The organism is Campylobacter aviculae (assembly GCF_005406215.1).
GTDB lineage: Bacteria > Campylobacterota > Campylobacteria > Campylobacterales > Campylobacteraceae > Campylobacter_D > Campylobacter_D aviculae.
In genome coordinates, this window is record NZ_NXMA01000010.1 from 1 (window position 1) to 22,507 (window position 22,507).

22 protein-coding genes and 1 pseudogene are annotated in these 22,507 nt (G+C 29.5%); 16 read left to right on the forward strand and 7 right to left on the reverse strand.

Features of this window, described 5'->3' with window-relative positions; translation table 11 throughout:
• Positions 1–163: pseudogene (locus CQA76_RS09235) on the forward strand (alpha-2,3-sialyltransferase); the annotation flags it as partial.
• A 12-nt stretch (positions 164–175) separates the two neighbouring features.
• Here CQA76_RS09235 and CQA76_RS06100 read toward each other — a convergent pair.
• Positions 176–2,755: an ATP-dependent Clp protease ATP-binding subunit gene (locus CQA76_RS06100; protein WP_137622536.1), complete on the reverse strand. Its 2,580-nt coding sequence runs from the start codon at positions 2,753–2,755 to the stop codon at positions 176–178.
• A gap of 124 nt (positions 2,756–2,879) precedes the next feature.
• Positions 2,880–3,170, reverse strand: a complete 291-nt coding sequence (locus CQA76_RS06105; RefSeq protein ID WP_232364910.1) for a metal-sensing transcriptional repressor — start codon at positions 3,168–3,170, stop codon at positions 2,880–2,882.
• Between the two features lie 167 nt (positions 3,171–3,337).
• Between CQA76_RS06105 and CQA76_RS06110 the strand changes: the two genes are divergently transcribed.
• The 10 genes from CQA76_RS06110 (at position 3,338) to CQA76_RS06155 (ending at position 11,159) form a co-directional block, all read left to right on the forward strand.
• On the forward strand, positions 3,338–4,660 hold the full coding sequence (locus CQA76_RS06110) for a S41 family peptidase (protein WP_137622538.1): 1,323 nt from the start codon (positions 3,338–3,340) through the stop codon (positions 4,658–4,660).
• Between the two features lie 15 nt (positions 4,661–4,675).
• A complete protein-coding gene (gene purC, locus CQA76_RS06115; RefSeq protein WP_137622539.1) occupies positions 4,676–5,386 on the forward strand; it encodes a phosphoribosylaminoimidazolesuccinocarboxamide synthase in 711 nt (236 codons plus the stop codon).
• Positions 5,387–5,395: 9 nt separating this feature from the next.
• Complete coding sequence (gene purS / locus CQA76_RS06120; RefSeq protein ID WP_137622540.1) at positions 5,396–5,641, forward strand: phosphoribosylformylglycinamidine synthase subunit PurS; 246 nt, start codon at positions 5,396–5,398, stop codon at positions 5,639–5,641.
• Positions 5,641–6,285, forward strand: coding sequence for a phosphoribosylformylglycinamidine synthase subunit PurQ (purQ, locus tag CQA76_RS06125; RefSeq protein ID WP_137622541.1), 645 nt, complete (start codon positions 5,641–5,643; stop codon positions 6,283–6,285). Before purS ends, purQ begins: the two co-directional genes overlap by 1 nt.
• Complete coding sequence (locus tag CQA76_RS06130) at positions 6,282–7,484, forward strand: SH3 domain-containing protein (protein WP_137622542.1); 1,203 nt, start codon at positions 6,282–6,284, stop codon at positions 7,482–7,484. The genes purQ and CQA76_RS06130 overlap by 4 nt, the downstream gene beginning before the upstream one ends.
• Entirely contained in the window at positions 7,462–8,157 is a 696-nt protein-coding gene (locus CQA76_RS06135; protein ID WP_137622543.1) for a lysophospholipid acyltransferase family protein, read from the forward strand. Before CQA76_RS06130 ends, CQA76_RS06135 begins: the two co-directional genes overlap by 23 nt.
• The gene (gene crcB, locus CQA76_RS06140; RefSeq protein ID WP_137622544.1) at positions 8,154–8,522 is read left to right on the forward strand and encodes a fluoride efflux transporter CrcB; all 369 of its coding nucleotides are present in this window, start codon (positions 8,154–8,156) and stop codon (positions 8,520–8,522) included. The genes CQA76_RS06135 and crcB overlap by 4 nt, the downstream gene beginning before the upstream one ends.
• A gap of 62 nt (positions 8,523–8,584) precedes the next feature.
• Positions 8,585–10,414: a molecular chaperone HtpG gene (gene htpG, locus CQA76_RS06145; protein WP_137622545.1), complete on the forward strand. Its 1,830-nt coding sequence runs from the start codon at positions 8,585–8,587 to the stop codon at positions 10,412–10,414.
• Entirely contained in the window at positions 10,411–10,731 is a 321-nt protein-coding gene (locus tag CQA76_RS06150) for a rhodanese-like domain-containing protein (protein ID WP_137622546.1), read from the forward strand. The genes htpG and CQA76_RS06150 overlap by 4 nt, the downstream gene beginning before the upstream one ends.
• Entirely contained in the window at positions 10,728–11,159 is a 432-nt protein-coding gene (locus CQA76_RS06155; protein WP_137622547.1) for a hypothetical protein, read from the forward strand. The genes CQA76_RS06150 and CQA76_RS06155 overlap by 4 nt, the downstream gene beginning before the upstream one ends.
• Here CQA76_RS06155 and CQA76_RS06160 read toward each other — a convergent pair whose 3' ends face one another.
• The 5 genes from CQA76_RS06160 to mltG all read right to left on the reverse strand — a co-directional run bounded on the left by CQA76_RS06160 (position 11,160) and on the right by mltG (position 15,299).
• Positions 11,160–12,983, reverse strand: a complete 1,824-nt coding sequence (locus tag CQA76_RS06160; protein ID WP_137622548.1) for a peptidoglycan D,D-transpeptidase FtsI family protein — start codon at positions 12,981–12,983, stop codon at positions 11,160–11,162.
• Between the two features lie 5 nt (positions 12,984–12,988).
• Positions 12,989–13,288 carry a flagellar hook-basal body complex protein FliE gene (gene fliE, locus CQA76_RS06165; RefSeq protein ID WP_137622549.1) on the reverse strand — a complete coding sequence of 100 codons (300 nt, stop codon included), beginning with the start codon at positions 13,286–13,288 and terminating at the stop codon, positions 12,989–12,991.
• Positions 13,289–13,294: 6 nt separating this feature from the next.
• Positions 13,295–13,789 carry a flagellar basal body rod protein FlgC gene (gene flgC, locus CQA76_RS06170; protein ID WP_137622550.1) on the reverse strand — a complete coding sequence of 165 codons (495 nt, stop codon included), beginning with the start codon at positions 13,787–13,789 and terminating at the stop codon, positions 13,295–13,297.
• 9 nt (positions 13,790–13,798) lie between these two features.
• Positions 13,799–14,230: a flagellar basal body rod protein FlgB gene (gene flgB, locus CQA76_RS06175; protein WP_137622551.1), complete on the reverse strand. Its 432-nt coding sequence runs from the start codon at positions 14,228–14,230 to the stop codon at positions 13,799–13,801.
• A 70-nt stretch (positions 14,231–14,300) separates the two neighbouring features.
• Positions 14,301–15,299 carry an endolytic transglycosylase MltG gene (gene mltG, locus CQA76_RS06180; protein WP_137622552.1) on the reverse strand — a complete coding sequence of 333 codons (999 nt, stop codon included), beginning with the start codon at positions 15,297–15,299 and terminating at the stop codon, positions 14,301–14,303.
• Here mltG and CQA76_RS06185 point away from each other — a divergent pair.
• The 5 genes from CQA76_RS06185 (at position 15,214) to CQA76_RS06205 (ending at position 22,506) form a co-directional block, all read left to right on the forward strand.
• Positions 15,214–17,766, forward strand: coding sequence for a YhdP family protein (locus CQA76_RS06185; protein WP_137622553.1), 2,553 nt, complete (start codon positions 15,214–15,216; stop codon positions 17,764–17,766). The two genes, mltG and CQA76_RS06185, sit on opposite strands and share 86 nt — an antisense overlap.
• Before the next feature lie 118 nt (positions 17,767–17,884).
• Positions 17,885–20,083 carry an NADP-dependent isocitrate dehydrogenase gene (locus tag CQA76_RS06190; RefSeq protein WP_137622554.1) on the forward strand — a complete coding sequence of 733 codons (2,199 nt, stop codon included), beginning with the start codon at positions 17,885–17,887 and terminating at the stop codon, positions 20,081–20,083.
• Between the two features lie 2 nt (positions 20,084–20,085).
• Entirely contained in the window at positions 20,086–20,994 is a 909-nt protein-coding gene (locus tag CQA76_RS06195) for a malate dehydrogenase (protein ID WP_137622555.1), read from the forward strand.
• A 66-nt stretch (positions 20,995–21,060) separates the two neighbouring features.
• Entirely contained in the window at positions 21,061–21,372 is a 312-nt protein-coding gene (locus CQA76_RS06200; protein WP_137622556.1) for a 4Fe-4S dicluster domain-containing protein, read from the forward strand.
• Between the two features lie 9 nt (positions 21,373–21,381).
• Positions 21,382–22,506 (forward strand): 2-oxoglutarate synthase subunit alpha, encoded by a 1,125-nt coding sequence (locus tag CQA76_RS06205; protein ID WP_137622557.1) that lies wholly within the window; start codon positions 21,382–21,384, stop codon positions 22,504–22,506.
• The last annotated feature ends 1 nt before the right edge of the window (position 22,507 follow it).

Below are 22,507 nucleotides of genomic sequence, written 5' to 3' on the forward strand. Positions count from 1 at the left end.
TATCCTGATTATAAAGAAGCTTTAAAATTTAAAGAACATTTATCTTATAAATTAGGACAAGCTCTAATAAAAGCTAATAACAATTGGTATGGGGGGGGGGTATATCAAATTGTGGTTTGAGATAAGAAGATTGAGGAAGGAATTTAAAAAATCAAGAAAGTAGAAAATTCTACTTTCAATTTTGTATTTTTTTAATTATAATTTCATCATTTTCGGCATCGATTAAAATGTTATCATTTTCGTTAAGTTCATCAGCTAGGATCATATCGCTTAATTTATCCTCTATCATATCATAAATAGCTCTTTTTAATGGTCTGGCTCCAAAGTCAGGATCAAAACCATTTTTTGCAATTAAAAGCGCTCCATTTTCGCTTAAATTTGCTTTGATACCTTTGTTCGATAAACTATTTTGCAAATCTTTAAATAAAAGTTTGACGATTTCATAAGCCTCATCTTGCCCTAAAGGATTAAAAGTAATGATATCATCTAAACGATTTAAAAATTCAGGTTTAAAGAAATTTTTCAATTCATTTTTGATCGCATTTTCTTTTTCTTCGCCATTTAGCGTCATAATCGCATTTGAGGCGATATTGGAGGTTAAAATAATAATAGTATTTTTAAAATCCACCGTTACCCCTTTGCTATCTGTAGCTCTTCCATCATCTAAAATTCCCAAAAGCACATTAAAAACATCTTTATGAGCTTTTTCAACTTCGTCAAATAAAAGAACACTATAAGGTTTTCTACGCACCGCTTCGGTTAGCTCTCCACCTTCTTCATGCCCTATATATCCTGGAGGCGCTCCTAAAAGCCTTGAAACACTATGTTTTTCCATAAATTCACTCATATCAAAGCGTATCATAGCCTTTTCATCATCAAATAAAAATTTTGCCAAAGCTTTAGCCGATTGAGTTTTTCCTACTCCAGTTGGCCCTAAAAACAAAAAACTTCCTATAGGTTTATTGTCTGCATTAAGTCCTGCTTTATTGCGTTTAATGGCTCTTGCTAAAGCATTTAAGGCCTTATCTTGTCCTATAACACTTTCTTTTAAGTGCTTTTCAACCTCTAAGAATTTTTGTTTTTCAGAAGTAAGCATTTTCTGCACACTTATACCTGTCCATTTACTCAAAATTCCAGCGACTAAGTCTTCATCCACTTGATTTTTAAGCAAAACGCCATTTTCGCTCATTTTTTTCCATTTTTCTTCTAAGTTTTGCACTTCTTTTTCAAGGCTTGGAATTTTTCCATATTCTAATTCAGCCGCTTTTTGAAATTCACCTCTATTTTTAGCTAGATTGGCTTCATTTTTTAAAAGATCAATTTCTTTTTTCTTTGCGCTGATTTCATTAAAAACGCCTTTTTCATTTTCAAATTGTGAATTTAAAGCATTTTGCTTTTCTTTTAGATTGGCTAATTCTTTGATGATTTCTTCTATTCTTTTTTCATTTTTCTTGTTATCTTCCATTTTTAAAGCTTCATTTTCAACTTCTAAAGTTTCAATGTCTTTTCTTACTTTTCTTAAAGAACTAGGTTCGCTTTCAATCTGCATCTTAAGTTCAGCGGCGGCTTCATCGATTAAGTCAATAGCTTTATCGGGTAAAAAACGATCCGCTATATAGCGTTTTGAAAGTTTAGCAGCTGCAACTAAAGCACTATCATTGATTGTGACATTGTGATGAATTTCTAATTTTTCTTTGATTCCTCTTAGCATCGCTAAAGCTTCGTTAATACTAGGTTCAGGAACATTAACAGGTTGAAAACGGCGTTGTAAAGCCGCGTCTTTTTCAAAATATTTGCGGTATTCTTTCAAAGTAGTAGCACCTATGGTATGAAGTTCGCCTCTAGCTAAAGCAGGTTTTAAGATATTGGCTGCATCCATACTTCCTTCGCTCGCTCCAGCTCCTACTATGGTATGAATTTCATCTATAAATAAAATAATATTTTTATTTTTAATCACTTCATTAACTACTGCTTTTAGACGATCTTCAAATTCACCGCGGTATTTTGCACCTGCTATTAAAGCACTCATGTCAAGCGCAATGACTTTTTTATTTTGCAAAGAAGTTGGCACATCTTTTTTGACTATTCTCTGTGCCAAAGCTTCAACAATTGCGGTTTTTCCAACTCCAGGTTCTCCGAGTAAAATAGGATTGTTTTTAGTTTTACGGATAAGAATTTGCATGAGTCTTTCTATTTCTTCTTCTCTTCCTATAACTGGATCCAATTCCCCTTGAGTTGCTTTTTGAGTTAGATCAATACCGAATTTATTTAAACTATCTAAAATTTCATCACTTGTTTTACTATCAACCTTTCTTCCTGCTCTTAAATTTTGCAATTCCTTTTGAAATTCTTTGCGGTCTAAAAACTTAGATAAAATTTCTTTAATCGGATCCTTTTCGCTTTCGCTAATAAGCCAAGTATCTACAGATAAATAGCTGTCTCCATTTGCACTCATTAAGCCTTTGGCTGCCTCTAAAGAATTGATAAATTCATTTGAAAATTTGATGTTTTCTTTACTCACATTTGAGCTTGTCGGTAATTTAGAAATTTTGCTTTTAATTTCAAGTTCTAAAGCTTCTTTGGAAATATTTAATTTATTAAGTATTTGATTAAGCAAACTTGAGCTATCAACGCATAAAGCCCAAAAAAGATGCAAAGGAACAATTTCATTGTTTTTAGAATATATTGCTAAAGATGCTGCACTTTCAACATTTGAAAGCATAGAATCTGTTAAATAATCTTGTATGTTTGCCATATTGATTCCTTTTTTATTAATTTATACAAAGCATATTATATAACTTTAGTCTTATAATGTCAAGTTATTTTATATAATTTTATAAATATATTTAAGTAAATTTTATAAAGTATTGATATGAAGCTTATTTTACAAACATATCAATGGCTTTATTGAGTTCTTCTATACTCTGTTTATTTTCTTTTGTGTCTATATGATGTATGCAATGCGCTAAATGTTCTTTTAATATGGCTTTTGCAGTATTGTTTATCGCTGCTTTAACGGCTGCAAGTTGTATTAAAATTTTACTACAATCTTCATCTCTTTTTACCATGTTTTTAACTGCTTCTAAATGTCCGATTGTTCGACTAAGTCTATTACTAATGGCTTTGATGTGTTTTTGGGAATGTTGGTGTGTGTGCTTATGGTTTTCTATTTTTTTCATAAAATATTCCTAATGAATCTGGTTTTTTAGAATTTAAATTTTTGATAAAATTTTCTTAATTATTCTAACATAAAAAATATAAAGAAAATTTGTAGTTTTAATTTACAATTTCTTAAGTATTTTTTATTAAAATTTAATTCTGAAATATTTAAAAAATTTTGATGGAGTTTCACTTGAAAACAAAACGATTCTTAACCGCTTTAGTGGGTTTTATAAGTTCTTTAGCATTTTGTATTTTTCTCGTTGGAAATTTACAAGCTAAAACAGATGATAGCAAGAAGATAGAGCAACGTTTGCAAGCTTTAGATAAGCTGACTAAAACTTTAGCTATAGTTGAGCAATATTATGTTGATGATGAAAATATAAGTGATTTGGTCGACAAGTCTTTATCTGGACTTTTAAGCAATCTTGATGCGCATTCTTCATTTTTAAATGAAAAAGATTTTAATGATATGAAAATTCAAACTAATGGTGAGTTTGGAGGACTTGGAATTACAGTAGGTATGAAAGATGGAGCTTTAACTGTTGTTGCTCCTATGGAAGGGACTCCTGCAGATAAAGCAGGAATCAAATCAGGAGATATTATTTTAAAGATAAATAATGAGGCAACCTTGGGTATGAATTTAAATGATGCTGTCGATAAAATGCGTGGCAAACCAAAAACGGAAATTACCTTAACCATTTTTAGAAAAGGATCAACTAAGCCTTTTGATATAGTTCTTACACGTGATATAATTAAAGTAGAAAGCGTTTATGCTAAATTAATTAAAAAAGAAAACATGCTTTATCTAAGAGTAACAAATTTTGATAAAAATGTAGTGGATTCTGCTAGTAAAGAACTTAAAAAATATCCTAATGTAAAAGGAGTTATTTTAGATCTTAGAAATAATCCTGGAGGGCTTTTAAATCAAGCTATAGGGCTTGTTAATTTGTTTGTAGATAAAGGTGTGATTGTTTCACAAAAGGGACGTATAGCGAGTGAAAATCAAGAATTTAAAGCCGAAGCAAAAAATAAGATTTCAAATACGCCTTTGGTAGTACTCGTTAATGGTGGAAGTGCGAGTGCAAGTGAGATAGTTAGTGGAGCTTTGCAGGATTTAAAAAGGGCTGTGATTGTGGGTGAAAATACCTTTGGAAAAGGTAGCGTACAGCAAATCATACCTATTAACAAAACTGAAGCTTTAAGACTGACAATTGCAAGGTATTATTTACCTAGCGGTCGTACCATTCAAGCTATTGGTGTAAAACCAGACATTGAAGTTTTTCCTGGAAAAGTTAGCACTCAAGAAGACGGTTTTAATTTAAAAGAAAGCGATTTAAAGCAGCATTTAGAAAGTGAGCTTGAAAAAACCGGTAAAAATAACAAAAAAGATGAAGAAAAACAAGAAAATGATAAAAATATCATTACAGAAAAACAAATTAATAATGATGTGCAATTGAAATCTGCCATTGATGCAATAAAAATTTTAAATATTAGATAATAGGGAGAAAATGTTATGACAAAAAAAGATTTGCTTTATGAGGGAAAAGGGAAAAAACTTTTTAAAACTGATGATGAAGATTTATTAATCAGTGAATTTAAAGACGATTTGACAGCTTTTAATGCTGAAAAAAAAGGAAATGAAAGTGGAAAAGGTGCTTTAAATTGTAAAATCAGCACTGAAATTTTTCATTTGCTTGAAAAAAATGGCATCAAGACTCATTTAGTTAAATGTATCAGCGATACTGAACAATTGGTAAAAAAGTGTAAAATTATCCCTATTGAAGTTATAGTGCGCAATGTTGCTACAGGTTCTATTGTAAAAAGATTGGGTTTAGAAGACGGCAAAGTCTTACCCTTTGCTTTGGTTGAATTTTGTTTAAAAGATGATGCTTTAGGAGATCCTTTTATCAACGATGAGCATTGTTTGATTTTAAATTTGGTTGAAAATGAAGCACAAATTCAAGAGATTAAAAATATAGCTAAAAAAATCAATTCTATTTTAACTCCATTTTTTGATTCTAAAAATTTAAAACTTATAGATTTTAAAATAGAACTCGGTTTAACTAAAGATAATGAACTTGTTTTAGCCGATGAAATCAGTCCGGATAGTTGCAGATTTTGGGATAAATTTAGCAATGAAAAATTAGACAAGGATAGATTCCGTCAAGATTTAGGCAGTGTAAAAGTAGCTTATGAAGAAGTTTTAAAAAGAATTCTAAGTTAAGGTATATTGATGAAAATAGTGGTAAATATTTTTTTAAAAAATGGAGTTTTAGATCCTCAAGCAAAAGCAATTGAAAAAGCTTTACATTCTTTAAATTTTAATGAGGTTAAAGAAGTGAAAATGGCCAAGCAGCTTTTACTTGATTTAGATGAAAAAGATGAAACGAGAGCTAAAGAGCGTGTTGCTAAAATGTGCGAAGAATTGTTAGTTAATAATGTGATTGAAGATTATAAACTTAGCATAAGCGAGAAATAATGAAAGTAGCAATTATACGATTTCCTGGGACAAATTGTGAATTTGATACAGAATATGCATTTAATAAACTCGGGGCTAAAACAGAAATCATTTGGCACGAACAAAAAGAATTTGATGCTGATTTGGTGGTGTTGCCCGGAGGGTTTTCTTATGGAGATTATTTAAGATGTGCCGCTATTGCTAAGCTTGCACCGGTAATGCAAGCTGTATTTACACATGTTAAAAAAGGAGCTTACGTTTTAGGAATTTGCAATGGTTTTCAAATTCTTTTAGAAAGCGGTCTTTTAAAGGGCGCAATGAAGCATAATGAAAATTTAAGTTTTATTTCCAAAAATCAAGATTTAAAAGTGGTTTCAAATCAGAATGTTTTTTTAAGAAATTTTCAAAAGGATGATATTATTACTTTACCCATTGCACATGGAGAGGGAAATTATTATGCAGATGAAAATGTTTTAAAAGAGTTGCAAGACAAGGATTTGATTACCTTAAGATATGAATCAAATCCTAATGGATCGCTTTGCGATATTGCTGGAATATGTGATGAAAATAAGAAAATTTTTGGTCTTATGCCTCATCCTGAACGAGCGTGTGATAGTATTTTGGGTAATGAAATAGGCTTAAAAATGCTTGAAGGTTTTATGTGAGAATATTGTTTTTTATATTTTTAATTTTTTTAAATCTTTTTGCTCGAGAGGAAATCTCTGTTTTTGGCGGTCAAGATGAGAAAATGCAAGAAGAATTAAAAAAACTTCCAAAAGAAGAACAAAGAATTTATCAAAATATTGCCCCAAGTGATGAAAATTTAGATATTAGTGCCGATAATATTGAGGATCCTTTTATACCTCAAAGCTCTTTAGTGCTTACTAATGATGAATATCCGAGTAGAGTTTATGTTGGAGAGGTTTTTCCAATTACCATCCATGCAAAAACAACCGAAAACACTAATTTTGATTTTAAGATTGGTTTGAAAAAAAATGATGATTTGCTTTTTTTAAATCCTGATGTTAAATGGAAGAGCATCCAAGGGGAATACGTAGCAACTTTATGGTTTGAAGCAAAAACTTCAAATGCTTCTTTAGAGCAAATTTCAATTCAATTGTTAAGAAATGGACAAGCATTTCAACAAACTAATTTAAATTTAAATCCGATTAAGTACGAAAATACGCTAAGTAATAATGATTTTACACATTTAGTAGCAAGTTCTTTAGAAGTTAAAAAAATAAAAACAAGTAATTTTGATAACCATAATATTATTGTAATGCTTGAACTAAATGCCACAAATACTAATCTTAAGAGCTTTTATATCAATGGAATCCAAAAACAAGGTGTGGAAAATTTAAAAGGTGATTTTAATGCTTCTAGCGCATTTTATTATGCAATTTTACCATCCTCTAAGACGCATTTTGAATTTTCGTATTTTAATAAAGATACTAAAAATCTTGAGAATTTAAAATTTAAACTCGTCATTAGCGACGATGAAATTAGCACTCAAAGTGATTTAAATCCTATCAATAAGGATTTTAATATTTATAAGCAATATGCACTTTGGTTTTTTACATTTATTTTTGCAATTTTGTTTGTGTGGAAAAAAAATTATATTATTTTAATATTGGCAATTATTTGTTTTACTCTTGGTTTTTTTGTGGATACAAATATAAAAAGTGGTATATTAAAAGCAGGTTCAAGAGCTAAAATTTTACCAACTGAGCCTTCGACTTATTTTTATACAGCTCGTTCTAATGAAAAGGTTAAAATTTTAGGAAAAAGATTGAATTATGTTAAAGTACTTCTTGAAAATGGCCAAATAGGATGGGTATATCGTGAAGATTTACAAAAAAATTAAAGCCTTATATTTTTGGTTTTTTTTTGTTTTTAGTATTTTAATTGTAGTATGTTGTTTTTGTTTTATAAATTCTCAGGACACTCTTTGGAAAATTCGTAGAATTTGGGCTAAATTTCAAAAATATATTATTTTTTATAAAACAGAGCTTGTAGGTGAGTTTAATCCTAATGCGAATATGATTTTGATGAATCATCAAAGCGCCTTAGATATTATTGCTTTGGAGGAATTGTATCCTAAAAATTTATGTTGGATTGCAAAAAAAGAATTAGGAGAAATTCCGCTTTTTAAAATCACTATAAAAAAACCAAAATTGCTTTGTATTGATAGAAAAAATCCAAGAGATTTAGTGCGTGTGCTAAAAGAAGCCAAAGAAAGACTGAATGAAAATAGAGTTTTAGCTATTTTTCCTGAAGGAACACGTTCAAAGAGTGAAAAAATGCTTAAATTCCAAAGCGGGGCTAAAGTTTTAACTGAAAAGTTGAATTTAAAAGTTCAGCCTATTTTGATTGTAGATTCTGCTAAAATTTTAGATACGAAAAGTTTTAGCGTAGGAAGTGGTGGAATTTTAAAGATTATTTGCATGGATTTAGTAGATACTAGCGATGAGAGATGGCTTGAAAATACTAGAAAAAAAATGCAAGAAATACTAGATCAAGAAAGAATGAAACTATGATCAATATGATTTTGATTGTGGGAATAGGTGGATTTTTGGGTTCTGTATTTAGAATGTTTTGTATTAATGTAATTAGTAAATTTTTTCCGTATTCTATTAGTTTTGGTACTCTTTTTGTAAATATTTTAGGCTCGTTTGCTATAGGACTTTGTTTTTCTTATGCACAAAATAAAGGTTTATCCCCACTTCTTAAAAATTTTATTAGCACTGGGTTTTTAGGAGCTTTTACGACTTTTTCTACTTTTTCTTATGAAAATTTAATGCTTTTGCAAAATGGAGATTATTTTAATTTTTTCCTTAATATTATTTTGAATGTAGCTTTATGTTTATTAGCTGTTTGGCTTGGCATGATAATTTTTAAATAAATTTTTTAGAATTTTGTATTTTTTGCTAAAATAACGCATTTGAAAAATACAAAGGAGAAAAAATGCAATTTCAAACTGAAGTTAATCAACTTTTACAATTGATGATTCATTCTTTATATTCAAATAAGGAAATTTTTTTAAGAGAACTTGTTTCTAATGCTAGTGATGCTTTAGATAAATTGAATTTTTTAAGCGTTAGTGACGATTCTTATAAGAGCTTAAAATTTGATCCTAAAATAGAAATTACAATAGACAAAGATAAAAAAACTTTAACCATTAGTGATAATGGTATAGGTATGAATAAAGAAGATTTGATTAATAATCTAGGAACCATTGCAAAGAGTGGTACAAAAAGCTTTTTGGAGAATTTAAGCGGTGATGCTAAGAAAGATTCCCAACTTATAGGGCAATTTGGTGTTGGATTTTATTCCGCTTTTATGGTGGCAAATAAAATTGAAGTTTTAAGTAAAAAAGCTTTGGATGATAAAGCTTATCTTTGGACTTCTGATGCAAATGGTTATGAAATTGAAGACGCTAAAAAAGAAGAGCAAGGAACCACAATCACACTTTATTTAAAAGATGATGAATTTGCTAATTCTTATAAAATTGAAAGCATTATAGAAAAATATTCAAATCATATACAATTTCCAATTTTTATGGAAAAAGAAGAGTATATCCCTGCTAAAGAGGGCGAAACAGAAGGAAAGAGTGAAGTAAAAATCACTCAAATCAATAAAGCTAATGCTCTTTGGAGAATGCAAAAAACAAGCCTTAAAGCCGAAGATTATGAAAAATTTTATGAACAAAATTTCCATGATTCTAATAAGCCTTTATTGTATCTTCATACCAAAAGCGAAGGAAAATTGGAATATAGTTCTTTATTTTTCATTCCAAAAAATGCTCCTTTTGATCTTTTTAGAGTGGATTATCAAAGCGGACTTAAACTCTACGTAAAACGTGTTTTTATTAGCGATGATGATAAAGAACTTTTACCGACTTATTTGCGTTTTGTTAGAGGGATTATCGATGTTGAAGATTTACCATTGAATGTAAGTCGTGAAATTTTGCAAGAAAATCAAATTTTAAAAGCAGTTAAAGAAGCGAGTGTTAAAAAAATACTTAGTGAACTTGAAAAATTAAAAAATAAAGACAAAGATAAATATTTAGATTTTTTCAAAACCTTTGGAAAAGTTTTAAAAGAAGGGCTTTACGGTTTTGGAACAGAAAAAGAGAGTTTATTAAAACTTATGTTTTATAAAAGCACTAAAGGTGAAAATTTACGTTCTTTAGAAGAATATAAAAATGACTTACAAAAAGATCAAAAAGAAATTTTTTATATTACAGGAAATAATGAAAGCCTACTTAGGAATTCACCTTTGTTGGAAGAATATAAACAAAAAAATATAGAAGTACTTTTAATGGATGATGAGATTGATTCTTTGGTTACGCCTATGCTTGGAGAGTATGAAGGGTTAAAATTTGTAGCTATCAATCAAGTGGAAGATAAAAACGAATTAAGCGATGAAGAGAAAAAAGAATACGCTCCGCTTGTGGCTAAATTTAAAGAACTTTTAAAAGATGAAGTCGAAGATGTAAGGCTAACTAGTCGTTTAAAAGATAGTCCAAGCTGTATTGTTTTTGATAAAAATAAACCCGATTTTGCTATGCAGCAACTTTTAAAACAAATGGGGCAAGAGCAAAATATAAAGCCTATTTTAGAGCTTAATCCAAAACATGCGATTTTTTCAGGACTTAAAAACAATGAAACATTCTATAGTGATATTGCAATTTTAGTATTAAATATGGCTAAACTTAGTGAAGGTATGGGAATCGAAAATGCTTCTGAATTTAATACAAGTTTGGCTAAAATCATCACAAAGGCATTTTCATGATAGAAAATATTCCGGCTAATATTTGGACAAAACAAGATCTAAGCGAATATCAAATTTTTGATGTTCGCACTCCTTTAGAATGGGAAGAAGGAGTTTTAGCTAATGCAGAGTGTGTTTGGCTATATGATAATAAAGGGTTTTTAAATGAAAATTTTGTAAAAGAATTTCAAGATAAAATAAACAAGGATAAAAAAATAGCTTTTATTTGCCGTAGTGGCCATAGAAGTATGATAGCTGCTGAGCTTATAAAAGAACGGTTGAATTTAGATAGTGTCAATTTAGATGGTGGAATGTTGGCATTAAAAGGCATTCAATGATAGGATTATATTTATTAATAGCAGCTTTGTCATTTTTATTTCTTTATTTTGCTGTTAAGAAATTAACCTTAAATATTGATGAGAAGGTTTTACTTGAACCAGTAAAAGTAGATATTTATCCCAAGTTTTGTGATTTGATTGATGAAAAAATCAGAGAATTTAAAGATAATATTCAAAATCAGCAAATAAAATTAAAAAACCAAGAAAAACAGGATGAATTTTTAGAAAAACTTGGAGATTTAACTAGAGAGCTTACTTTTATCCAAACCATGAATTTAAGCAATAAGAGTGATAGTGTTTGGCAAAATGAACTTTTTAACTTTTTAAAGAAATTAGAAAATGTTTTGCTTGAATTTTTAGAAAATGGAGAAGAACAAGCTGAAAATTTAAGAGAATTTCTAATGAATGAATTTAAAAACTTAAAATAATTAAGGTAATTTTATTTTCGAGTTAATTTTTGTTCGGTTGTTATCCATAATAGGCTTTAAAAAATCTTCATTAATTAAAATATTGACTACATCTTTAAACATTGGTAAAGCACTTTGAGCTGCATAATAGCTATAAGGTTTGGTTGGATTTCTAACTAGTACTCCTATAGTGTATGCGTGATTTGCATCATTAGCAAAGCCAAAAAAAGAAGCATTGTAGCGGTTTGAAGTATAACCTTGTCTCTCAGCAATTCTAGCTGTCCCCGTTTTTCCTCCTAAGATCACACCTTGTGTGATAGCCTTTTTACCTGTTCCTTTTTCTATAACATCAATCAATATTCTTTGCATAAGTTGGGCTGCTTGAGGGTTTAAAATAATCTCTTTTCTTACATTATTGTCTAAATTTATAAAGCGTCCATCTTGATAAAATTTTTCAGCTAGGCGTGGTGTGATATAGATTCCATTATTATTAAAAACATTATATGCGGCAAGTAGCTGCATGAAGGTGGTTTTAAGTCCATATCCATAACTTAGCACGGATTTTTCTATTTCCCTTAAACGTTTAGGATTAGGTATCTCTCCTTTTTGCTCATAAGGAAGATCAATGCCGCTTTTATCTCCAAAATTGAAGATTTTTAAACCTGAGATAATTTCTAAATTACTGAGTCTTTGTGCAATTTGTATCATTCCTATATTGGAAGAATATCTTATAACTTCTTCCGCAGTCATTTTATTCATTTTATGATCATCTTTAATAGTAAAACGACCAAGTTTATATGAGCCTCCATAAGTATTGATTATTTCATCAAGGGTTATTTTTCCAAGCTTTAATGCAGTGATAAAAATAAAGGGCTTGATTACCGATCCTGCTTCATAGCCGTATTCGATAGCGCTTGCATTTAATACAGATAAGTCTTTACCTCTATTTTCAGGATCATAACGTCTTGAGCTTGCTAGGGCTAAAATCTTTCCCGTTTTACTATCCATAACTCCTACGATAATTTCATTAGCTTTTAAATCTTCATTGCGTTCATCAATAGCTTTTTCTATGCTTTTTTGAAGTTTTAAAGAGATATTAAGATATAAATCGCAACCATTTATTTTTTTTTGCTGCAATGAACTCAAATTGAGAATAATATTCCCCCCTATATCTTTTAAGCCTTGAATTCTTTCATTTTGTAGAGGACTTAAACATTGATCGTAATATTTTTCTAAGCCTTTGACTCCAACATTTTTTAAAATTTCACTTTCTGGATCTAAAACGATTTTTGTATAACCTATAGCTGGTGTCAAAGAATCACGTGACATATAAATTCTGTCTTCTTCGTGTTCTATAATACTCAAGCCTCTAGTTTCGACTCTACCCGCATTATTTGTAAAGGCTTTAAAAAAACCTTGTATATAAAGTTTTTTAGCAAGATCTTTAAGATAACTTGCTTGTTTAGAATCTAGATTTTGCAAAAGAACAAAATTATGGGAACGTTTTTTTTGATTGCGTATTCTTTTTTTAATATTGTCTATTTCATTATTGCTTATTCCGCTATAAATTTGAAAAAGTTTTAAAAATAGATCTAATTTATCTTCATTGATACTTCTTAAATCAATTTCGGCACGATAAATTTGTCTTGAAGTGGTAATAGTAAAATTATCTTTGGTGATAATACTTCCACGTAGTGCTAAGGAGTATTGATCTTTTTCGGTATTGGGAATATGGCGTTTAGATGTAAGAAAAAAAGTTGAACTAAGAAAAATAACCATAAACAAAAGTGCCATGCAGTAAGCAAAAGCAACTTTTGAAACACGATTTTTTTTATACTCTTGCATAGAGTTTAGATTTGTGTTCTTGTGATTTCTTTATAGGCATTAAGGGCTTTATTTCTAACCTCTAGCATAAACTTCATACTGCTTTCAGCTTTTGTGATAGCAATAGCTGCTTGGTGCAAATCTTTAACTTGTCCCGTAGCAATATCTGTCATTGCAGCTTCGCCGGTCTTTTGAGTTTTATTTAAATCGTCAATTTCATTTTTAAGCATTTTTGCAAATTCTTCACCAATGCCATTTTGCGAAGACTGATTTGTATTTGTTTTTGAAATATTATTATTTAATCTTAAATCATTAATATTATTCATTTTTTATTATCCTCTTAATAAATCAATTGCACTTTGTGCAATAGTTTTTGCACTAGTAAAAGCACTAACGTTTGCTTGATAGGCTCTCGTAGCTTCAATTAAATCTGCCATTTCTATTACAGGATTGACATTAGGATAAGCTACATAACCTTCAGCATTTGCATCTGGATGGCTTGGATCATATTTCATTCTAAAATCCTTATCATCTCTTACAACTTTATCTACAACCACGCTTTGAATAGCAGGTTTGGCTTCTTCAGGTGAACTCGGATCATTTAAAGGATTTTCATATTTTAGAAAATTATTATCCTTACTGATTTGTTCATTTAAAAGTTTATCAAAATCAGTTGCTTTAAAGATCACTTCGCGTCTTCTATAAGGCCCACCTTCTGCTGTTCTAGTTGTATTTGCATTAGCTATATTGGAGCTAATTACATTCATTCTAAAACGTTGAGCACTTAAACCATATCCACTAATATCAAAATCACTTAAGTATGCCATAATTTACCTTTAACTTAATTTAGAGCTTGCATCAAGTATGGAGCTAAATATATTACTTTGTTTTCTTAAAACCCCATCAAGAGCTGTAATCATAACTGTATTTTTACTCATTTCTGTAGTTTCAACATCCAAATCTACAGTATTACCATCATTTCTTGCTAAATGTCCATCTCTTAAATAAATCGTCGATTTATTAGGATCTGGAAATTTCCAAGGTTCTTGATGCCCCTTTTCTGTTACAGCTAATTTCAATTCCTTATCATCATTTTTCTTAAAAATTTCATTAGCACGATGCACCAAAGCCGTTTCAAATTCTATGTCTCTTGCTTTATAAAAAGGAGTATCGACATTTGCAAGATTAGCATTGATCATTTGATTTCTTAGGTTTCTACCTGCTAAAGCGCTGGTAACAAGTTCTTTTGATTTGAATGGGTCGATCATCTTTTATCCTTTTTATTTATAATTTTAATATCAATAAGCAAATATCGTTCCAACTTTTATAAATTTTTATTTATTTTTTTTGTAAATTGATAGCCTTATTGTGATCGTTTAAATTTGTACTAAAAATATGAACCCCAGTATTTTTATCACGTACAAAATACAAATAATCTGTTTTTGCTGGAAAAATAGCTGCGCGAATAGCAGCTAAAGATACATTACAAACCGCTTCTTTTGGCAAACCTTCAAATTTATAAGTATTGTAAAAACTATTATCTCGTCTGATTCTTTGAGGTGTGATTTTTTCATGGGAATAAATTCCATAATTTAGAGTTCCGTCCATTTGTAACTTCATTCCTTTTTTAATACGATTATAAATCACACTAGCCACAATAGGCATTTCAGCTTCATTAGCGGCTTCTTTTTGAATCACAGAAGCTGTTATGATATATTGATGCCATTTTTTGGAATTATATTCTCCAAAAATTTTTTCAGAAGTTTTTTGATTTGATTTTTCTGCATAATTAAGTAAAATTTGTATTAATAAATTTTCGGTTATACCCTTAGGTATTCTGTAAGTTTCTGGCAAAAAAACTCCCTCAGGATAAGGAGCTTGATTTTGAAATTCGGATAAAAGTATATTTTTATCAAGTTTTAATTTTTTAGCAACTTGTTCTAAGAAAATAACACTAGTTTCTCCAGGAATTAAAGTGATTGTTTCAAGGGCAGCTTTAGCTATAGTAAGTTTATGCAAAAATTCGATTCTATTTAATTTTTGCGTTCCAATATTAATCCAACCAGATTGAGGATGCCCTAGAAAAAATAAAATATACTTATCAATTGAGCTCATTTCATATTTATTTTGTTCAAGATGTGATATAATTTGATTAATAGAGCCTTGTGGCAAGAAAACAACAGAATTGCTTTTTAAGGGCTGAATAAGATAATAAAAAATTCCCAAAATAAGTATCAATAAGAAATTACGAATGAAGAAAAAAATTTTATATACGTTGGCAGTATTGTTTATATTATTATCAATTATATTTATATTATTTAAAAATGGTTTTTCCATATCCAATGTCCAATTTAATTTTTTAAAATTAGAACAATTATATATTAAATTAGATAAAAAACTTATTTTTCGGGCTAAAAATATTATCATAAATACCAAAGAATCTTCACATGATGAAGTTAATTTTGCCTCTAAAGATTTATTAAGTATTGTTAAAAATTTAAAATATTTTTGTGCATTTTTTGAAGAAATTGATATTCGAAATCTTAACGTAAAAAATAATCACATACGTGTATTATTTAAAGATAATGAATTTTTTATGGATAATGATTTATTATTTATCAAACTTGCTTTGCTTGAGCAGGATAAAACTATTAACGCTGGAATTAAAAAATTACTGATTAAGGATTATAATCTTAGCATTAATGGAAATTTGAGTATTAATACCAAAAGTGAATTTTACTATTTTAATGGTGTAGCAAAAAGTGATTTGATTGATTTTAATGCCAGTCTTTCTTATAAGAATAAAAAATTAGCTTACAAAATTGAAGAGGTTGATATTAAAGATTTTATTGGTATATCAAGCAAAATAAAAAGAAAAGTGGCACTACCCAAAGATATAGATCTTTGGGTAACTCGTAATGCTGTAGGTGATTTTTATCATTTAGATTTTATACAAGGTTTTATCGATTTTGCTAAAAATAATTATTATTTTGACAATATCAGTGCTTTGGGTTATGTTGATAATGTTAAAGTTCGCTTTGATAATAATATGAACGCTATTGAAATTCCAAGACTTGACTTAAATTTAAGCAAGCAAAAATTAGATTTGCAATTTAAACAAGCTTTATATAACGGGGCAGATTTAAGCCAAAGTAAAATTTATTTGTATGATTTATTTGATAAAAGAAAATCTGGAATTTATTTGAATATAAAATCAGACAATTTAAAATTTGATGATAAACTTGCAAAAGCTTTAAAAAATTATCATTTCAACTTACCTTTTTATCAAAAAAGTGGAAAAATTAAAGGGAATTTAGAGCTTAAAATTAATTTTGATGAAAAGGTTCGGAATGTTTATAATGGAATATTTTTTTTAGAAAATACTAACTTATCCTTGGCTGATTTTAATATTTCTAAAGCTTTGATTAAACTCAATCAGAATGATTTAAGTATAGAAAACGCAAATATAGAAAATGATTTCTTACAAGCCAATTTTAATGGGAAAATAGATTTAGAAAATAAACAAGGAAATTTTGATACTCAAATTTCAAGACTTCATTTTGATCAGAATGATTTTTTGGATATAAGAAATCAAAATCTTGTTATCAATTTAGATTATGCTAAAAGTTTAATCAATATTCCAGATTGGAATTTAATAATGAATTTTAAAGAGGGGTTGGAAGTAAATATTGGCAATCCTGATATTTTTATCCCTTATTCTGCAATGCTTAAAAAAATTGGCTTCAATGGATCTAAAAGTATTTATTATAAAAGTTTAGATTTTAAAGATTTTAATATACAAATTAATGATGCTCGTTTTGAGCAAAGTTTATTTGTTAATGGAAAAACACCTTACAAAAGTGATAGTTTTAGTATTGTAAAGCAAAAAGATATTATTAATATTAATACTCAAAGTGATTTAATAAGTGCCGTAATTACTCCATTGAAAAAAGAAATTCAAGTTAAAAATTTAACTTATGTTTATAAAAAAGACACCAATTCTTCTGATTCTATTTTTAATATCAGCAAAAACAATCAAAATATTACTTTTGGTGGTGCTAATTGTGCTTTAATCTTAGAAGATTTAAATAAAACTTTGGCTTTTGATAAAATAGAGGTAAATTTAAAAAGTAATATTTTAGATGCTAGAGCTTTTAGAGGTAATACAAGTTTAAGTTTTTATTATAGTCCAAGTGATTTGAAATTTTTTGTAAAAAATATAGACGACCGATATTTAAATGAATTTTTGCAAAAACAAGCAGTACAAGATGGCGTTTTTAATTTAAGTATAGTTGGAAGCGGAATGGATTATTTTGATGGAGAATTTGATTTTAAAAATACTTTTATTAAAGATTTAAAAGGAGTTAATCAACTTATTTCTTTTATAGATACAGTTCCTAGTTTATTGATGTTTAAAGTTCCAACTTTTAATCAGAAAGGCTTAAATTTTCAAGATGGAAAAATCATTTTCAATCGAAAAAAAGATTTATTAAGTTTTAGTGCAATTAAAATGAATGGTGATAGTATGGATATTTATGGATTAGGAAGTGCTAATTTGCGTCTTAATACTATAGATTTAGAATTAGAACTACAAACGTTAAAATCAGCCTCTGAAGCAATTTCAAAAGTACCTATTTTAAATTATGTAATTTTAGGAAAAAACCAACAAATCAGTACAAACATTAAAGTTGATGGAAAGCTTGATGATCCAAGTTTTCATACTCAAATTTTAACCGATACTCTAAAAACCCCATTTAATTTAATTAAAAATATTATACAGCTTCCTACAAATTTATTCAATTAAAAAAATGATAAAAATTTTTACTAAAACTAAAATAAACTTTAAATTTACTCTTGCATTTTTTTCTAATTGTAATATACTTTAAATAAATTAAAAAAATTAGTGCTTGAAAGGATAAAAAATGCAAGTTATTTATACTTTAACGGATGAATCTCCTGCACTGGCTACTTATTCGTTTTTACCTATAGTAAAAGCTTTTTTAAATAAAGCGTATATACAAGTTAGAACTTCTGATATTTCTTTGTCTGGAAGAATTTTGGCGACTTTTAGCGAGTATTTAAAAGAAGAGCAAAAATGCGAAGATGCCTTAGCTCTTTTAGGGGATCTTGTAAAAAAATCAGATGCAAATATTATTAAAACTCCTAATATATCCGCCTCTATTCCTCAGTTAAAATCAGCCATTAAAGAATTACAAAATAAAGGATATATGTTACCAAATTACCCAGATGATCCAAAAAATGATGAAGAAATTCAAATAAAAGCAAAATACCAAAAAATTTTAGGCTCAGCAGTTAATCCTGTACTTAGACAGGGCAATTCAGATCGTCGTTCTACTAAAGCTGTAAAAGATTATGCCAAAAATAATCCTTATCGTGTAAGTGATTTTGATCCTAATTCCAAAACCAGAGTTTCTTATATGAAAGAAGGAGATTTTTTTTCAAATGAAAAGGCTATTTTGATTGATCAAGATTGCATAGCAAGTGTTGAATTTATATCAGATAATGGAAATACAGAAGTCTTAAAAACAGATTTAAAGCTTGAAAAAAATGAAATTTTAGATGCCACTTTTATGGACGTGAAAAAATTAGAGGATTTTTTTGCTAAAGAAATTCAAGCAAGCAAGAATGATGATTTGCTTTTTTCACTTCATTTAAAAGCAACGATGATGAAAGTAAGCGACCCTATAATTTTTGGCTATGCTCTTAAAGTTTTTTTTCAAGAATTGTTTGATGAATTTAAAGAGGAATTTGACAAATTAGGCATAAATCCAAATAATGGCTTAAGTGAATTTTTAATAAAAATTGAAAATTCTACCAAAAAAGATGCAATCTTAAAGAAATATAATGAGATTTTGTCTCGATCTGCTGAAATTTCTATGGTTGATTCTGATAAAGGTATCACAAATTTGCATGTTCCAAGTGATGTTATTGTGGATGCTTCTATGCCAGCAATGCTTAAAAATGGAGCAAAATTATGGGATAAAGAAGGTAAATTAAAAGATACTAATGCACTTATTCCCGATCAAACCTATGCAACTATTTATGAGGCAGTGCTTGAAGATTTGCATAAAAATGGCACATTAAATCCCTCAAAACTAGGTAGCGTTTCTAATGTAGGTTTGATGGCTAAAAAAGCGCAAGAATATGGTTCGCATGATAAAACTTTTATTGCTAAAGAAGATGGAGTATTTAAAATTGTTTCTAGTGGTAAAGTTTTACTTGAACATAAAGTAAAAAAGGGCGATATTTATAGAATCAATCAAGCTAAATTCGATGCCGTGCTTAATTGGATAGATTTGGGCATTGAAAGATCTGATTTAACCGGAAATGAAGCGATTTTTTGGTTAGACTCCAAAAGATCAAGCAATAAAATCATGATCGATTTAGTTCAAAATCGCTTGAAAGAGAAAGGTAAAAATATAGCTATTATGCCCCCAAAAGAAGCTTGTTTGAGAAGTTTAGAGCTTATTCGATCTGGCAAAGATGTTATTTCCATTACAGGTAATGTTTTAAGGGATTATTTGACCGATCTTTTTCCTATTTTAGAACTAGGAACGAGTGCTAAAATGCTTTCTGTTGTACCTATGTTAAATGGAGGTGCTATGTTTGAAACGGGAGCAGGTGGATCAGCACCAAAACAAGTGGAGCAATTGATTAAAGAAAATCATTTACGCTGGGATAGTTTAGGAGAATTCTTGGCTTTGCAGGCAAGTTTAGAATTTTACGCTAATAAATGCAATAATCATAAAGCTAAAGTTTTAGCAGAATGTTTAGATGAAGCTATTGGAGATTGGCTTGAAAATAATAAAGCCCCCTCAAGAAAAGTTAAAGAAGATGATAATCGCACAAGCCATTTTTATTTGGCTATGTATTTTGCAAATCATTTAGCAAGACAGGCAAATGACATAGAACTTCAAACTTTTTTTAAGGATATTGCCTTAGAACTCTCTTCCAATGAAGAAAAAATTAGGTCTGAATTTAATAATGCTCAGGGGGTTGAGGTTGATTTAGGTGGGTATTATAAATTTGATGATGAAAAAGCAGAAAAGATTATGCGTCCAAGTGCGACTTTTAATGCTATTATAGAAAAAATAGGATAGGGATGAAAATTACAATTATAGGAGCAGGTAATATCGGCTCAAGTCTTTCATATGCTTTGATTTTACGTGAATTGGTGAGTCAAATTGTTTTGATTGATATTAATGAAGAATTATTGATTGCAAAAGAATTAGAGCTTACTCAAAGTATAGCTGCTTTAAATTTGAATATTGATTTAATTTGTACTCAAGATTATAAATACACTCAAAATTCCGACATAGTTGTTTTTAGTGCAGGTTTTGTGAGAAAAGATGGACAAAGTAGAGAAGAGCTTTTGAAGCTAAATGCAAGTATTTTATTAGACTGTGCAAAAAAAATTAAAGAGTTTATTCCTGATCCGCTTTTTATTATCTTGACTAATCCTGTAGATTTTTTACTTAATACTTTGTATGAAAGTAAGCTTTTTTCACCTAAAAAAATCGTTGCTATGGCTGGAATTTTAGATAATGCACGCTTTAAATATGAAATTGCTAAAAAATTAAATGTTAAAGTATCAAGAGTGGATACTAGGCTTATAGGTTTTCATAATGATGATATGGTTTTGGTGAAATCCCATACAAAGGTTAATAACAAAAACATAGATGATTTTTTGAACGAAGAAGAATTTGAAGATTTGGAAAATGAAGTTAAAACAGGTGGTGCTAAGGTTATAAAATATTTAAAAAATTCGGCCTATTTAGCACCTGCTAGTGCTTGTATTAGAATGATAGAATCTATTAGAAGTGGAGAATTCTTACCTATGAGTATTATTTTGCAAGGGGATTTTGGTGTTAAAAATAAGGCTTTAGGAGTTATGGCAAGATTAGGACTTGAAGGCGTGATTGAAATCATGAAAATGGAACTTAGCGCACAGGAAAAAGAAAAATTAGAACAATCTTTAATCAAATATCAATATAAAGGAGGAAAAGAGTGATTAAGAAAGGAAAATTGATATATAATTTAATTTTGATATTGAAATTAATTTAATAAAGGAAAAAATATGAGTATAATAGCTCCAAAAGATACACCGGTTTGGGTAGATGAATGTCGATGCAAGGCTTGTAATATTTGTGTAAGTTATTGTCCAGCTGGAGTTTTAGCTATGCGCGATGATGTGCATGCAGTTTTAGGACAAATGATAGAGGTTGTACATCCGGAATCTTGTATTGGTTGTACTGAATGTGAAATACATTGTCCAGATTTTGCAATTATGGTGGCAAAAAGAGATGAGTTTAAATTTGCCAAGCTTACTCCCGAAGCTAAAGATAGAGCTTTGGCTGTAAAAAATAATCAATATAGAAAATTAGCATAGGAAAAAATAATGAGAGAAGTTATAGCAACAGGTAATGTTTTGATTGCAAAGGCAGCGATTGATTGTGGGTGCAAATTTTTCGGAGGTTACCCTATCACTCCAAGTAGTGAAATTGCTCATGAGCTTAGTCATATGTTACCAGCAAATGATGGAACTTTTATACAAATGGAGGATGAAATTTCAGGTATTAGTGTGGCTATTGGTGCAGCGATGAGCGGAGTAAAGGCTATGACTGCAAGTAGTGGTCCAGGAATTTCTTTAAAAGCAGAGCAAATTGGACTTGCATTTATTGCTGAAATTCCATTAGTAATTGTTAATGTTATGCGTGGGGGTCCATCAACTGGTTTGCCAACTCGTGTAGCACAAGGAGATTTATTTCAAGCAAAAGCACCTACTCATGGAGATTTTGCAAGTATTGCTATTGCACCTGCTTCGCTTGAGGAAGCGTATTTGCAAACTATAAGAGCTTTTAATTTGGCTGAAAAATATATGACTCCAGTATTTTTACTTATGGATGAAACTGTCGGACATATGAATGGAAAAGCGGTTTTGCCAGATTTAAAGGATATTACAATATATAATCGTAAGAGATTTGAAGGAGATAAAAAGGATTATAGACCTTATGCAGCAGCTGAGAATGAACCAGCAACATTAAATCCTTTTTTTACAGGTTATCGTTATCATGTAACGGGACTTCACCATGGAGATATCGGTTTTCCAACCGAAGATGGTGCTATAGTTAAGAAAAATATGGAAAGACTTATAGGTAAGATTAATAATAATCGTGAAGATATTTGTGCTTACGAAGAATATATGCTCGATGATGCTGAATTTTTAATTATAGCTTATGGAAGTGTGAGTCGTTCTGCAAAAGAAGCTATTAATAGACTTAGAGAAGAGGGAGTTAAGGTAGGTCTTTTTCGTCCTATCACACTTTATCCTGTAGCAGAGAAAAAAATTGCCGAAGTGGTAGGTAAATTTAAAAAAGTTATGGTAAGCGAACTTAATATGGGGCAATATCTCGAAGAAATTGAAAGAGTATCTTCACGCCGTGATTTTATCAGTTTGCATCGTGCAAATGGTCGTCCTATAACCCCTAGCGAAATCATTGCAAAAGTAAAGGAGAATATATAAA

What these genes read in the sequence shown, in the direction of transcription:
- CQA76_RS06150 (WP_137622546.1), top strand. Translation starts at nt 10,411, where the DNA reads ATGATAGAAAATATTCCGGCTAATATTTGGACAAAACAAGATCTAAGC.
- CQA76_RS06155 (WP_137622547.1), top strand. Translation starts at nt 10,728, where the DNA reads ATGATAGGATTATATTTATTAATAGCAGCTTTGTCATTTTTATTTCTT.
- CQA76_RS06195 (WP_137622555.1), top strand. Translation starts at nt 20,086, where the DNA reads ATGAAAATTACAATTATAGGAGCAGGTAATATCGGCTCAAGTCTTTCA.
- CQA76_RS06190 (WP_137622554.1), top strand. Translation starts at nt 17,885, where the DNA reads ATGCAAGTTATTTATACTTTAACGGATGAATCTCCTGCACTGGCTACT.
- crcB (WP_137622544.1), top strand. Translation starts at nt 8,154, where the DNA reads ATGATCAATATGATTTTGATTGTGGGAATAGGTGGATTTTTGGGTTCT.
- purC (WP_137622539.1), top strand. Translation starts at nt 4,676, where the DNA reads ATGACAAAAAAAGATTTGCTTTATGAGGGAAAAGGGAAAAAACTTTTT.
- purQ (WP_137622541.1), top strand. Translation starts at nt 5,641, where the DNA reads ATGAAAGTAGCAATTATACGATTTCCTGGGACAAATTGTGAATTTGAT.
- flgB (WP_137622551.1), bottom strand. Translation starts at nt 14,230, where the DNA reads ATGATCGACCCATTCAAATCAAAAGAACTTGTTACCAGCGCTTTAGCA.
- CQA76_RS06205 (WP_137622557.1), top strand. Translation starts at nt 21,382, where the DNA reads ATGAGAGAAGTTATAGCAACAGGTAATGTTTTGATTGCAAAGGCAGCG.
- htpG (WP_137622545.1), top strand. Translation starts at nt 8,585, where the DNA reads ATGCAATTTCAAACTGAAGTTAATCAACTTTTACAATTGATGATTCAT.
- flgC (WP_137622550.1), bottom strand. Translation starts at nt 13,789, where the DNA reads ATGGCATACTTAAGTGATTTTGATATTAGTGGATATGGTTTAAGTGCT.
- CQA76_RS06185 (WP_137622553.1), top strand. Translation starts at nt 15,214, where the DNA reads ATGAAGAAAAAAATTTTATATACGTTGGCAGTATTGTTTATATTATTA.
- CQA76_RS06200 (WP_137622556.1), top strand. Translation starts at nt 21,061, where the DNA reads ATGAGTATAATAGCTCCAAAAGATACACCGGTTTGGGTAGATGAATGT.
- purS (WP_137622540.1), top strand. Translation starts at nt 5,396, where the DNA reads ATGAAAATAGTGGTAAATATTTTTTTAAAAAATGGAGTTTTAGATCCT.
- mltG (WP_137622552.1), bottom strand. Translation starts at nt 15,299, where the DNA reads ATGGAAAAACCATTTTTAAATAATATAAATATAATTGATAATAATATA.
- fliE (WP_137622549.1), bottom strand. Translation starts at nt 13,288, where the DNA reads ATGAATAATATTAATGATTTAAGATTAAATAATAATATTTCAAAAACA.
- CQA76_RS06100 (WP_137622536.1), bottom strand. Translation starts at nt 2,755, where the DNA reads ATGGCAAACATACAAGATTATTTAACAGATTCTATGCTTTCAAATGTT.
- CQA76_RS06160 (WP_137622548.1), bottom strand. Translation starts at nt 12,983, where the DNA reads ATGCAAGAGTATAAAAAAAATCGTGTTTCAAAAGTTGCTTTTGCTTAC.